Source organism: Rhizobium leguminosarum, assembly GCF_010668065.1.
Taxonomy (GTDB): domain Bacteria; phylum Pseudomonadota; class Alphaproteobacteria; order Rhizobiales; family Rhizobiaceae; genus Rhizobium; species Rhizobium leguminosarum_S.
In genome coordinates this window covers 740112-752640 of the sequence record NZ_WUEN01000003.1, presented here as the reverse complement: position 1 = coordinate 752640, position 12529 = coordinate 740112, and the positions used below count along the sequence as shown (strand labels likewise).

At 61.3% G+C, this 12529-nt stretch carries 10 protein-coding genes; 5 read left to right on the top strand and 5 right to left on the bottom strand.

The window, feature by feature from the left end; genetic code table 11:
• Positions 1–5: 5 nt before the first annotated feature.
• Positions 6–788: a siderophore-iron reductase FhuF gene (fhuF, locus tag GR198_RS11890; RefSeq protein ID WP_164069014.1), complete on the top strand. Its 783-nt coding sequence runs from the start codon at positions 6–8 to the stop codon at positions 786–788.
• Between the two features lie 353 nt (positions 789–1141).
• On the opposite strand, the gene GR198_RS11880 is transcribed toward fhuF, so the two are convergent.
• The gene (locus GR198_RS11880) at positions 1142–1633 is read right to left on the bottom strand and encodes a GNAT family N-acetyltransferase (RefSeq protein WP_164023444.1); all 492 of its coding nucleotides are present in this window, start codon (positions 1631–1633) and stop codon (positions 1142–1144) included.
• Positions 1634–1796: 163 nt separating this feature from the next.
• Here GR198_RS11880 and GR198_RS11875 point away from each other — a divergent pair, with 163 nt between their 5' ends.
• Positions 1797–2456, top strand: a complete 660-nt coding sequence (locus tag GR198_RS11875; RefSeq protein WP_164023443.1) for a sigma-70 family RNA polymerase sigma factor — start codon at positions 1797–1799, stop codon at positions 2454–2456.
• Here the strand turns inward: GR198_RS11875 and GR198_RS11870 are convergent.
• Genes GR198_RS11870 through GR198_RS11860 form a run of 3 tightly spaced genes read right to left on the bottom strand, consistent with a single transcriptional unit; the run spans position 2347 to position 5952 of the window.
• A complete protein-coding gene (locus GR198_RS11870; RefSeq protein WP_003550564.1) occupies positions 2347–3534 on the bottom strand; it encodes a PLP-dependent transferase in 1188 nt (395 codons plus the stop codon). The genes GR198_RS11875 and GR198_RS11870 overlap by 110 nt on opposite strands.
• 10 nt (positions 3535–3544) lie before the next feature.
• On the bottom strand, positions 3545–4966 hold the full coding sequence (locus GR198_RS11865; RefSeq protein ID WP_164069013.1) for an MATE family efflux transporter: 1422 nt from the start codon (positions 4964–4966) through the stop codon (positions 3545–3547).
• Positions 4963–5952 (bottom strand): GNAT family N-acetyltransferase, encoded by a 990-nt coding sequence (locus tag GR198_RS11860; RefSeq protein WP_164069012.1) that lies wholly within the window; start codon positions 5950–5952, stop codon positions 4963–4965. Before GR198_RS11860 ends, GR198_RS11865 begins: the two co-directional genes overlap by 4 nt.
• A gap of 205 nt (positions 5953–6157) precedes the next feature.
• On the opposite strand from GR198_RS11860, the gene GR198_RS11855 reads away from it, so the two are divergent.
• From GR198_RS11855 to GR198_RS11845, 3 genes are read left to right on the top strand one after another with little or no spacing between them, the layout of a single operon-like run.
• Positions 6158–6376, top strand: a complete 219-nt coding sequence (locus GR198_RS11855) for an MbtH family protein (protein ID WP_017991742.1) — start codon at positions 6158–6160, stop codon at positions 6374–6376.
• Between the two features lie 19 nt (positions 6377–6395).
• Positions 6396–10388 (top strand): non-ribosomal peptide synthetase, encoded by a 3993-nt coding sequence (locus tag GR198_RS11850; RefSeq protein ID WP_164069011.1) that lies wholly within the window; start codon positions 6396–6398, stop codon positions 10386–10388.
• Positions 10385–11737, top strand: coding sequence for a lysine N(6)-hydroxylase/L-ornithine N(5)-oxygenase family protein (locus GR198_RS11845; RefSeq protein ID WP_164069010.1), 1353 nt, complete (start codon positions 10385–10387; stop codon positions 11735–11737). Before GR198_RS11850 ends, GR198_RS11845 begins: the two co-directional genes overlap by 4 nt.
• Here the strand turns inward: GR198_RS11845 and GR198_RS11840 are convergent.
• A complete protein-coding gene (locus GR198_RS11840; protein WP_164069009.1) occupies positions 11710–12429 on the bottom strand; it encodes a 4'-phosphopantetheinyl transferase family protein in 720 nt (239 codons plus the stop codon). The two genes, GR198_RS11845 and GR198_RS11840, sit on opposite strands and share 28 nt — an antisense overlap.
• Between the last annotated feature and the right edge of the window lie 100 nt (positions 12430–12529).

Sequence of the window (12529 nt, the reverse complement as noted above, 5' to 3'; positions counted from 1 at the left end):
CGGCAATGGAGACAACCGGAGCGTTTCAGCGCCCGACCTTGATAGCTGACCATCCTGTCGCCCACCAGGCCGTCGACCTCGACGGACTGGTGGGCGACGGCCCGTTCTCCTATTGCCGCGGCAAGTTGCTCAGCGCTCTCCCGCAGACGGGCATCGTCGTTTCCTGCAGGGATCTTTGCGACCGAGCGATCTTCGACGAGATCATTGGCCGATATGCGCAAAAATTTCCGGGCAGCGACCGTCGTGCGATCGTCTCCATGTGGACGCTCTACTATTTCAGCATGCTGACCATCGCCCCGAGCGTCCACATGTTCGTGCACCGCATCGCGCTGCCGATGGAGGTCGATCGGCTTTCGCTCGTCTGCAACGAGCAGACAGGCGAACCGGAAGCATTCGTGATGTCCGGCAGGCCCGAGGTGACGAGTGATCCGGCCGGCGAGCTTCACCGGCTGATGCACGGCCACGCCGAGCCTCTGGTCGCGGCGATTGCCGCCAACGCCGGCGTTGCGCCGAAGCTTCTCTGGAACAATGTCGCGGCCTATCTCTCCTGGATTCTGAAAGAGATCGCTCATCGCCATGAGCCCGTCCTAGTCGAAGGCGGCCTGGCGCTGCTGGAAGAAGCTCAATGGCCGGGCGGCGGGCGCAACCCGATGTTCGGCATGATCCGCATTGCGCGCCAGCAATGCGGGCTCGAATTCGTGCGCCGGAAGGTCTGCTGCCTGCGCTATAACCTGCCGGGCGTCGGCGGCTGCGGCGAAGCCTGCCCGCTGCCGGAGGGGCGCCACTAGAGCCTTTCCGGGTTAGATTGAAGCATTCTGCCGGAGCAGGTTTTCGTCAGGGCAAAGGCGATTGGCGAAGGGCATACCCCAAGGTATGTGCGAGCCGATCGCCTTTGTCCTGGCGGAAAGATGCCCGGCCCTTCGGGTTGGCTGAAACGGGCCGGCTGATCGACCGGCCGGCTTGGCCGTAGAGCCGGGCTACGACGCGCGCCGGCCGGTCGACCATCCGACTCCGTTTCAGCCAACAGAATGCTTCAATCTAACCCGGAAAGGCTCTAGCTCCTATCGTCCGCCGCGCGCAGAGACGGGCGCCCTGCGCACCAGTTATTGCCAATGCGCGCCAAACAGAAAGTTCCCTCGTCTCAAAGCGTAGCCTCACCTGCCTGGACGCCGGCGAGTGGCTTGACCATGAACAGGCATGGATGGTCCTCGTGCCAGAGCTTTGTAAAGACCTCCGCCCGCACAAAGCCGTTCCGGTCATAGAAGCGCCGCGTCGCCTCGAACTGCGGTTCGTCGATGCCGCGCGGGGCGAGCGTCTTGACCGTCAGCAGCCGCGCACCCGATTCATGGCCGAAACGTTCGGCCGCATCGATGAGATGGCGTCCGGCGCCGCGACCGTGATGTCCCGGTCGTGTCGCGATCAGCGCGATCTCGACGGCGCCGGGCGGGTGCGGCTTCAAGGCCATCAACGCGGTCACGACATCCGCTTCGACATAGCCGAACACCGGCAGGTCTTCGATCGCCCGGGCGCTCGCCTCGATAACCGCAGGTTCTGAAAACCAGTCCGGCAAAGCCCCCATGATCGATCGGCAGAGCTCTGCCTTGCCGGTCAGGATCTCAATTGTTTTTCCCATTTTTTCTCGCCTCCGATCGGTCGATTTAAACTTGACTCATGTTATCACCTTAAAATAGACACTGCAATCAAATCGTGTACTTTCCTCGAAAAAGGAAGGCTAAGACCGAACTAGCCAGCAACGACAGAGCCTGATTTTCCATTTGTAAAAAGGGTACAGGACAATGCACACATTGCATCGTGATGCGAACGGAAATGCCGTGGTCAATGCCATGATCGAAAACAAGGACAAGCTCCTTAAAACGATTGAAAGCGTTGTCAAATCAAAGTCATATTCCGAGGATATCTTTCAAGATGGAGTCATTAAAGCCTATGGGGTCAAGACCGACGACATTCGTTGCCCGATCGGCTACGCCTTCCGAATGGTCTACAATCTCGCACTCGATGAGAGCCGCCGGCGACGCCAGAAGATGAACAACCATAGGTCGATCTACCAGATTCAGGAGATCACGGCTCCCATCCCCACCGTGCTCGACCAGCTCGTCGCTGCCGAGACCCTGCGCAATGTGCTTGCCTCGCTCGAGGCGCTGCCGAAGCGAACCAACGATGCCTTCATTCGCCATCGCCTCAACGGCGTGCCGCAGAAGGATATTGCAGCCGAACTCGGCGTCTCAAGGACCCTCGTCAACTTCATGATCAAGGCGGCAGAGGAACATTGCCATCTGGCGATCGCCGAACCTGCCTTCCGCCCCGATCATGCACACCGGCAGCAGCCTAGCGTTTCGCCGCGTGCAACGCCTGCTGCAAATCGCTCCACAGCAGTTCCGGCTCTTCCAGGCCAACAGCGAAACGAACCGTCTGCTCGCTCACGCCGAACCGGATGAAGGAGGTCATCCGGTCGGGGATCTGCAGCGCCACCTTGGCGGGGACCACCAGCGTTTCTGGTCCCCCCCAGCTGACACCGAGGCGGATGTCGCGAAGGCTATTCACAAAGCGTGCGACATCGATATCGGGATTGAGGTCGAAGGCAAACAGCCCGGCATAACCCGTCAGCGTTGCCCGCCCGGGGTGCTCCTGAAACGCTGGGTGACGAACGCGTCCGATCGCAGAATGCTCCTTCAGCCGCCCGGCCAGCAAAAGCCCGCTGCGCTCATGCTCCTTGAGACGGACACGCAGCGTGCGCATGCCGCGCAGCAGCAGCCAGGCCTCGAACGGTGACAGTTTGGCGCCGACATAGGGGTAGGATGTTGCATTGATCCTGGCGATGGCCTCTTTCGAGCCGACGACGACGCCGGCGACCGTATCGCTGTGACCGCCGAGATATTTCGAGGCGGCGTGAATGACGATATCGACGCCATGCTGGATCGGTTTCTGAAAGAGCGGCGTTGCCCAGGAATTGTCGATGATGGTGGTGACGCCGGCCTCCTTTGCCATGGCCGACAGCGCCGCAATGTCCTGCAGCTCGAAGACGAAGGATGTGGGGTTTTCAAGGTAGAGCAGCTTGGCACCCGATAGCGCCTTGCGGACCTCGTCGTGGTCGGCGGGATCGACGAAATCCACCGCGACGCCGAGCCTGGCAAGCAGCTTCACCAGAAGGCGGTAGACATCGTTGTAGAGATGGCGGACCGCAACGACCCGGTCTCCCGCCTCAACAAGGCTGAGAATTGTCGATGTAATGGCAGCGGTTCCGCTCGAGAAAGCGCGTCCGTCCTCTGCGCCCTCGAGGCGGGCGACCAGCAGTTCGAATTCGCGAACCGTCGGATTGTCGCCGCGCGAATAGATGTAGTTGCGCGTGCGTCCGGCAAAGACATCCTCCATCGCCTCGTAACTGTCGTAAGTGAAGAGCGACGTTTGGAAGATCGGTGGAGACACGGCGTTGAATGCCGCCGGATCGACAGGCGTAAAGAGATCGTCAGCGACCGCATGGGCGCCAAGGTCGTGCGGATTGATCGACTGGTTCATGGTCATCCTCTCATGGACAAAAGCTGGGATATGGACGGATGGAGGTCAGATGGTCGGCAGAGCGCTGCTGGAGCGCGCTGAGCGTCCTCGCCAGGCAGACGGCCGACAGCAGGCCGGTCAAGGCAGAGGCCAGGAACATGGCTGCCAGCAAGCCTGAAAAGCCGAAGAACGGCGGCAGAAGAGCAAGCAGCGGAAAGAGAAGATAGCCATTCTGCGCCAGACCGATGGCAACCGCCGCTTTCGGTCTGCCTTGAGCCTGGAAGAGGATCAGCACCGTTTGCCGCAGGCCGAACAGCAGAAGGGGAAGATGGGTTGCAATGATCGCTTGCCCGGCGATCGCGATCACCACCGCATCGTCGGTGAAGAACGAGGCAAGTTCTTCGGAGAAGGCGAGCGCCGCCAATCCATAGGCGCCGCTCACCGCACTGGTGACCACTGTCAGGATGCGGGCTGCCGACAATACCCGAGCCATATCACCTCGGCCCCAGGCAAAGCTCAGGATCGACTGGGCCCCGAGTGAAATGCCGATGACGGGGAGGGTTCCGACCGCGAGCAGCCGCAAGGCAATGCCGACGCCGGCGATGCCGGCTTCTCCATGATAGGTGCCGGCAAGCGATACCACGGCCGCAATCGCGCCCGCGGTTGCGAGACTGGTCAGCGTCGTCGGGGCCCCCACGGCAAGGACAGGCCTGAGATAGCCGATATCTCCCCACCGCCAGCCAAACGTCAGCCGGACCGTCCCCAGTCGCCTGGCGTGGTAGGCGCCGTAGATGCAAAGCGCGACGAGCTGCGACAGGATGGTTGCGATTGCAACGCCCTGCAGGCCGAGGCCGAAGCCGAAGATCATGATCGGATCGAGGATCATGTTCAGCGCAAAGCAGGCGACCAGCGTCCACATGCTGAAGCGGGCATTGCCCTCTGCGATCGCCAGGAAATCGAGAATGATCTGCGCCATCGTCAACGGCACCGAGATCGCAATGATCATCAGATAATGTTGCGCGAGCGGCTGGAGGGCAGGCGTGGCGCCGAACAGCAATAGATCTGGAAATGCGACGATTGCGACAGCGTTGGCCGCGCCGAAGACGACACCGGCTGCAAGGCTGATCGAGGCAATGGCGCCGGCCCGGGATCGGTTGCCGGCGCCGAGCGTGCGTCCGACCTCGGTTGCGACACCGACGCCGATCCCCTCGCCGAAGGCGGCGACGAGCATCAGGATCGGCAGGACGATCATGATCGCCGCGATCTGGTCTTCACCGATCATCCCGACGAAGATCATGTTGATCGTATGATGGGCGGCATTGATCGACAGGCCGAACATGGCCGGCAGTCCAAGCCGAAGAAGCAGCCTGAAAAGCTCAGGACTGGCAAGGTCTTCCGGTGCAAGGCGCTGCCGTCTCCGGAAGCTGCCGCTGACGTCGCTCATGTCGTTCATGATGCCGGCACCCAGAGACGATCGCCGAAGAAACGCTCGCGGCCGAGCATCACCAGGAGCGCCCGCTTATGCGGAAAATCGAAATGCTTGACCTTGGCAAAACCCGAACGGTCGAGGTTGCGGATCTGCTGCTCGTGACTGGCGCGCGGCTCGCCGACGATGCGTTTCGTGCGAGGATCGTCGAGGAAGATGAAATGCATCAGCGAGGGAAGCCATGCGCTGATCCATTTCTTGCCGCGATAGCCGGGCTCGCCGATCGCCACGTGCCATCCACGATCATAGTCATCGGCGTCGTAAAAGGGGCCGAGCCGGTTCTCTTTCGCCCAATAGACTTCAAAATAGCCGAAGGGAATGTCCGCGAAACTGCCGATCAGCGGCAGGACATGCGGATCTGCGACCCTTTCTTCCAGGATCTTCCGGTGCTTGTCGATCGAACCCGCATCCTCCCAGATCGTGTTGACCTGTTCGTCGTTCATCCAGCGATGAAATGCTGCAAGATCGGTCTCCGGATCGGCCACCGTGAAGGTGATTTCCCGCTCCAGCCAGGGGATGAAACGTCTGTAGATCGTGCCCTTCGGCATTGCCGGCCGGCGCGGATGATACCGGCCCGAGGTCATCTCCTGCACGGGCGGCAGCGGATAGGACAGCTGCGGCAGCCAGAGCGATGGCCATTGCCACAGGATCGCCGAATCGAGCCTTCCGCCTGCATCTGCAATGTGCGGCGGGAGGCTTGTCTGATGCCCGTCGAAGACGACTGAGGTGATCGAGCGATCTTCTGCCGTCACGGCTTCGGCAGCCGCCATGAGAAGCTCTGCCGATTGCACCGGATCGCCATGGTAGAAGGTCACCGACGCGATGCCGGCCTCGACCTCGAATGCGGCTTCGTGGTGGCCGTAAGCGGTCTTGAGGTGGATGAGATTGGGGGCGAGGCTGACGTAGCTGCGCGACTGCAGAGCGCGCCTCTGTTTGACGGCGTCGAAATCCATGATGTTCTCCTTGGCCGGTCGGGGGCCGGTCGCGCTTTTGGCGCTACGAGCATGAAGCGTGCTCTTGCGCCGATTTAGTAGAATGACGATCCATCTCCCGCTGGGTTTAGGGGTAAGCGAAGAAAAAAATTCTCATAAATTTTCTAAACTGCAGCCTGCCGGATCCGTCACTTGCGCATGACCATCATCACCGCAGGAGCTGCGAATGGATAATCTGGAACCTCACGACGATCTCTGGATCGCCGTCATCGACACCGAGCGTCGCTACTCGGTCTGGCCGCAGGACAAGCGGATTCCCCTGGGCTGGGAGCCGGCGGGCTTTGCCGGTTCGCGCCAGCAATGCCTGGCGCATATCGCTGACGTCTGGGCGGATCCGCGCCCCCTCTCTTTGCGCTCGGCAATCGCCGGCGATGCGCGTCTCTGAAAACGGCTGGATGGCACGGATGAACAAACAGATCACAAACTTCGCAGATGCCTACCCGACCGATGTCGCAACGGACGCGGTCTTCGAGAGCTTCCCGCTGACGATCGCGCAGAAGCGTATCTGGTCGCTGGAGCAGATCGGCAACGGCACGGTATTTCCCGACCAGGTCATTTCGCTGCGATTGAGCCCGGCGGTCGACGTCAAGACCATTGCCGGCGCCTGCCGGACGCTTGTGGCGCAACATCCCTCCCTTGCCACCCGGTTCCGCCGGCTGGCAGGCGGCCGCGTCGAGCAATACTGCGGCGCATTGAACGCAGTACCGATCGAGATTGTCGGCGAAGGTGCTGCTCTTGCGGAGCCGGATGCGTTGGCCGCACAGAAAGCCTTCCGCGAGGGGCGCTTCGATCTCCTTGCTGGTCCGCCGGCGCGTGTTCAGATTGTCTTGCTTGTCGACGGGCAGTCGCTTCTGACGATCGTGCTTCATCCTGTGATCTCGGACGATCGCGAGAAGTCTATTCTTGCCGGCTCCCTGACGCGAATTCTCGACGGCGCACCCGCCGGCGACACACAGCCGGCCGAAATCTTGGCCGGAACGCGGGAGGCTGAATGGCTGCAGACCGAGCAGGCGCAGGAATCCCTCTCCTATTGGCGAAACACGATCGGTCTCGACTACGCCGCCTCGACCTTTCCTACCCGCTTCAACAGCGGCGGGCTGGCTGGTGTCGCGCGCGCGCAGCATCGATTTTCGATCGAGCCCGATCTCTGGGAAAAGCTCGGTCGACATGCGCAGCATAAGGGATATCAGGTCGAGCGCGTGCTTCACGCCGCCTTTTGCGCGCTGCTGGCACGCTACAGCGGCAATTACGCTTTGCTGACCGGGCTGCTGGTCGCGCGGCCCCAAAAGGAGCACCTTGCGAACCGCGGCCGTGCCGAACAGGTCCTTCCCGTCATCCTGTCGCTGACATCCAGAAATTCTCTCGACGATGTCATCGCAGCGAGCTCATCGGCAACGGAGGAGGGGCTTGCCCGGCTCGTTCCGCTGGAGCGCATCACGCAGGAACTGGTCGTCGACGAAGCGGCTGCCCAGGAAGCCGTGGTCAAGGCCCTGTTCGAATTCCGAGAGCCGTATCCGGTCTCCAGGCACGCAACAAATCTGGAGCCGCCGGGTGCGCGCGCCGACAGCGAGCTTTCCCTGGTGATCGAGGCACGTCTGGATGGGACCGCATCCGGGCTGATCGATTATGCACAGGATCTCTATGACAGCGCGCTGGTTACCCGTGTCTCCGGGCATTTCACCCTTGTGCTCGAGCAGATCGTCGCGCGGCCGAAGGTGCGGATCAAGGACATCGAACTCGTGGGGTGCGACGAGCTCGACCAGTTGTCGGCGCCCTACGAAGACGAGGTCGTCAACGACGACAGACCGGTCCACGAGCTGATATCGGCCCATTCGCGCCAGACGCCGGAGAAGACGGCGATTGTCTACGGTGACGAGGAATGGAGCCATGGCTGGCTGGAGGCCAGCACCAACCGTCTCGCACATCGGTTGCGGCAACTGGGCGTTCGTGCCGAGGTGACGGTCGCCATCTTCATCAAGCGATCGCCGGAGGCCATCGTCGGGATCCTCGCGACGCTGAAGGCGGGCGGCGCCTATATCCCGGTCGAGCCCGACCATCCGCCAGTCCGCAACCATCACATTCTGCGCGACGGCGGCGTCAAAATCGTCCTGACCCATAGCTGGCTTCGCCATCGGCTGCCGGAAGAGCTCGACACCATTATCCTCGAACTCGACAAGATCGACCTCGACGCCGAGCCGGATACGCCGCTTGATATTCCCACGCACAAGGATCAGCTCGCCTATGTCATGTACACGTCAGGATCGACGGGCTTGCCGAAGGGCGTGGCCGTCGAGCACGGCCCTCTGACGCACCATCTGCAGAACACCTCGCGTGTCTACGGCATGAGCTCGGCGTCGCGCGAGCTGCCGTTCCTGCCTTTCAGTTCGGACGGCGGGCATGAGCGATGGATGAACCCGCTGATGGAGGGCGGCAGTATCATTCTTCCCGACCAGCCGCTGTGGACGCCGGAAGAGACATTGACGGCCATGCGCAAGCACGGCGCCAACAATGCCAGCATTCCCACAACCTATCTGCAGCAACTGGCGGAATGGGCTGATATTACCGACGGCGCGCCGCCGATGCGTCTTTATTCCTTCGGTGGCGAGGGGCTGGCGCAACCGACCTTCGATCTGCTGTCGCGGGCGCTGAAATCGGAATGGCTGATCAATGGCTACGGGCCGACCGAAACCATCATGACGCCGATGGTCTGGAAGGTGAGGGCCGGCACGAAATTCCAGGGGGTCTATGCTCCGCTCGGTCGCGCTGTCGGGTTAAGGCGCGTCTATGTGCTCGACCCCGATCTCAATCCATGCCCGATCGGCGTGACCGGCGAGCTTTATATCGGCGGCGAAGGCATCGCACGCGGCTATCTCGGCAAGCCGGACACGACGGCGGACCGCTTCATCCCCGATCCGTTCTCAAGCGATGGCGGCCGGCTTTATCGCTCCGGCGACCTGACGCGTTGGCGTGATGACGGAACCGTCGAATTCGTCGGTCGTGTCGACCATCAGGTGAAGCTTCGCGGCTATCGGATCGAGCTCGGCGAGATCGAAGCGGCGCTCCTGCAGCAGCCCGGCGTCGGCGAAGCCCTGGTGGTCCTCCGCGATGACGATGCCGGCGGCGAAAAGGCGCTCGTTGCCTACGTCGTCCCGAAGAAAGACGAGACGTTGGACGTCGAGACGATCCGCGCCGGCCTTGAACGCAGCCTGCCGTCCTACATGGTGCCGTCTGCGGTGGTCGAACTGGAAAAAATGCCGACTAATCCGAACAGCAAGCTCGATCGCTTCGCGCTGCCGGCGCCACAACCGGTCAAACGCACAATCGTCGAACCGGCGACCGCGCTCGAAGAGGAGGTGCTGGATGTCTGGCGGCAGGTTCTCAAGCTGGAAGCAATCAGCGTCGAGGACAATTTCTTCGCGATCGGCGGCAATTCGCTCGGCGCGATCCGCATCCTTTCGCAACTGCGGCAGCGCCGGCCGAAAACCCCGCTCACCGTTGCCGATATCTTCAACAACCCGACCATACGCTCGTTTACCGGAGTGATGGAGCAGGGGGACCAGCGGGATCTGTCCGAGGTGATCGTGCTGCGTGCTTCGGGCGCCAAGCCGCGGCTCTATTGCTTCCCTGGACTTCTCGTCAGCACTCGCGAATATGTCAAGCTCGTCGACTATCTCGGAGCCGATCAGCCGGCGACCGGCTTCATTTGCCACTCACTTTCCGAGAAAAAGGCAGTCGGCGCTCCGGTCGAAGAGATCATCGAGAGCTATGTCGATTACATCAGGATGCATAGCCAGGGAGCGCCCTGCTATTTCCTCGGTTGGTCGTGGGGCGGGCTTCTGGCCTATGAGGCTGCCCGCACCCTCGGCAACGAGATCGACGTCAGGATGATGGCGATGGTCGACGTTTGCGATCTCGGATCGGAATTCGCGATCGGCGCAAAGCCGAGGTTCCGGCCGGGCGAGCGCGACGAGCTTCATCGAGACGTAGAGACCTGGCTTGGGAAAACGGCGATGCGCCCCGAATGGGACCGGCTGTTGTCGACGATGGACGCGGATACTTACGATCAGTTCCTGCGCTTTGTCGGCGACGAAAAGGAGCCGCTTCCAAACGACGGGCCCGATATCAGCAGTCGCGAGCATACGTTTTGGGTGCTGATCGACAATGCCCTGATCTTCCGCAAGCACCGGCTGGTTCCCCACGATGTGCCGATCTATCCCTGGGCTGCCGACGACAGCCTCAACCGCGGCCTCAACCTGATCGACTGGCGCCGCCTGTCGCCGCGGGCGCGTGCGGCCGAAATCATCACCGGCACCAACCATCTGCACATGATCGGGTCTCCCGCCTTCCACTCAAGGCTTGCCCTGCGTCTCAAGGAAACAGAGAAGGATATCGCATGACCGTCGCTTTTGCCCGCAGGGACGCCGAACCGCTGGATATTGCCGGCATCGGCATCGGCCCCTCCAATCTGAGCCTCGCTTGCCTGTTCGAGTCGGTGCCCGAGATCAGAAGCCGTTTCTTCGAGCGACGAGACGCGTTCGACTGGCATCCCGGCATGATGATGCCCGGCGTCGAGTTGCAATCGTCCTTTCTGAAAGACCTCGTCACCCCGGTCCTGCCGACCAGTCGCTGGTCATTCGTCTCCTATCTGGTTGCCCATAAGAGGCTCTACGCCTTCCTGAACGCCAATTATGACGCCGTTCCCCGGCAGGAGTTTGCACGTTATCTCGCCTGGGTCGCCAATGGTGTGGACGGGTTGCGCTTTGGCACGGAGATCCGCGACGTCGAGCATCGCGACGACCGCTTCTTCCTGCGGTTCGACAACGGGCAGGAGGAGGCGCGAAACCTGGTGATCGGTACAGGATCTTCACCCTTCGTGCCCGACTGGGCAAAACCGTTTCTGGGTGCTGATTGCTTTCATAACAGCGAGGCCAAATCGCGTCTCAGCGATCTCGGTGCTGCCCGCATCGTCGTGGTCGGCGGCGGTCAAAGCGGCGGCGAGGTCGTCGAAGCCCTGCTTGCCGATCCCGGTTCCATGACGGAGCTGACATGGATCAGCCGGCGTCATAATTTCGAGCCGATCAACGACACGCCGTTTTCGAACCAGGTCTTCTCACCGGAATACGTGCAGGCCTATCTGAAGCTCGGCGGCGAGCAGAAGCAGGCCGCTTTGAAGAACTCGATCCTGACCAGCGACGGCTTGTCGATTTCGACAATTCACGCGATCTATCGCCGCCTCTATGCGTTGCGTTATCTCGAACCGAGCACGCTCAATGCCTCTCTGGCGCCCAATCGCGATGTGATCCAGATGGAGAGGAACGGCAATGCCTATCGGCTCATCGTCAGGAACCAATTCGACGGTGGGATCGAGGTGCTCCATGCGGATGCAGTGGTTCTGGCAACCGGCTACCGGTTCCGATTGCCGGATGCTCTCGGCTCGCTGGGCGACAGGATAACGCTTGATAGAAACGGCTATCCGCTTCTCAATGACGACTACACGATGCAGTGGACGGGTCCGAGGGCCAACCGGCTGTTTGCGCAGAATGCGGGGCGATACTCGCATGGTATCGCCGACTCCCAGCTCAGCCTCATGGCCTGGCGCAGCGCAACCATTGTCAATACGCTTCTCGGCCGACAGCATTTCGATGCGGAACCCGACAATGGGCAACTGGCCTGGGCGACGGAGACCGCTTCGGCAATGCCTCATCAGCTCCGAACCGGCTATTCGGACGGCATGCTGTCGTCCTGAAACAGGCGCGTCGAAATGCCGGGGAGCCCGGATTGAGAGCAAGCAGCCAGCGCGACGACGTGCTGGCTGCCGCTTTCGACCAGACGGTGATGCCAGCGCCGATGGCGATCGCCGCCATCGACCATGACGGGGATGCCATCTTTCCAGGAAAAGGCGACGTTGCGGGGATCTTCGCGCAGCCCGACGCCAAGAGCCTTCAGATGGCTCTCCTTCAGGGTCCAAAGTGTAATGGCCGCACGCGTGCGTTCGGACGTAGGCAATTCCCCGAGCCAGCGCCGTTCGTCTGCGCTGCAATAACTATCCACTGCCACCGCTTCGATCTCGGTGTTGGCGCGTTCGCAGTCTATTCCCAGGTGGTCACATCCTGAAGCGACAGCGACCGCCACAAGCCCGTCGGTATTTGCGAGGCTGAAATGCGGCGTCTCACGCCCCTCAAGCCTCAGCTTGCCACGGTTGTCCGGGGACAACAGGAGCTTGCTCGGCGATATCCCGGTATGCACGCTCAATAGCCGCCGCAGGAGATACCGGCCGGCAATGAACGAGGTCCGATCTCGGTCAAAACGGTAGGTCGCAGCGCGCTCCCGTTCATCCGGTGAAAGCGACCGCATCCAGCGGTTCCAGTCTCCTTCGATCTTGGAATACGGCCAAAGCGCGATTTCAATGCCGGCAGGATGATCTCCAGGTTGGTGCATTTTCGCTCGCCGTGGCTGCTATCTCCCTGAATTTTCAAGAACTCAGGGTCGTAACGCGTTTAATTGATCGCGGAAGTATTGGTCAACTCAGAAGATCTTC

What these genes read in the sequence shown, in the direction of transcription:
- fhuF (WP_164069014.1), top strand. Translation starts at nt 6, where the DNA reads ATGGAGACAACCGGAGCGTTTCAGCGCCCGACCTTGATAGCTGACCAT.
- GR198_RS11880 (WP_164023444.1), bottom strand. Translation starts at nt 1,633, where the DNA reads ATGGGAAAAACAATTGAGATCCTGACCGGCAAGGCAGAGCTCTGCCGA.
- GR198_RS11875 (WP_164023443.1), top strand. Translation starts at nt 1,797, where the DNA reads ATGCACACATTGCATCGTGATGCGAACGGAAATGCCGTGGTCAATGCC.
- GR198_RS11870 (WP_003550564.1), bottom strand. Translation starts at nt 3,534, where the DNA reads ATGAACCAGTCGATCAATCCGCACGACCTTGGCGCCCATGCGGTCGCT.
- GR198_RS11865 (WP_164069013.1), bottom strand. Translation starts at nt 4,966, where the DNA reads ATGAACGACATGAGCGACGTCAGCGGCAGCTTCCGGAGACGGCAGCGC.
- GR198_RS11860 (WP_164069012.1), bottom strand. Translation starts at nt 5,952, where the DNA reads ATGGATTTCGACGCCGTCAAACAGAGGCGCGCTCTGCAGTCGCGCAGC.
- GR198_RS11855 (WP_017991742.1), top strand. Translation starts at nt 6,158, where the DNA reads ATGGATAATCTGGAACCTCACGACGATCTCTGGATCGCCGTCATCGAC.
- GR198_RS11850 (WP_164069011.1), top strand. Translation starts at nt 6,396, where the DNA reads ATGAACAAACAGATCACAAACTTCGCAGATGCCTACCCGACCGATGTC.
- GR198_RS11845 (WP_164069010.1), top strand. Translation starts at nt 10,385, where the DNA reads ATGACCGTCGCTTTTGCCCGCAGGGACGCCGAACCGCTGGATATTGCC.
- GR198_RS11840 (WP_164069009.1), bottom strand. Translation starts at nt 12,429, where the DNA reads ATGCACCAACCTGGAGATCATCCTGCCGGCATTGAAATCGCGCTTTGG.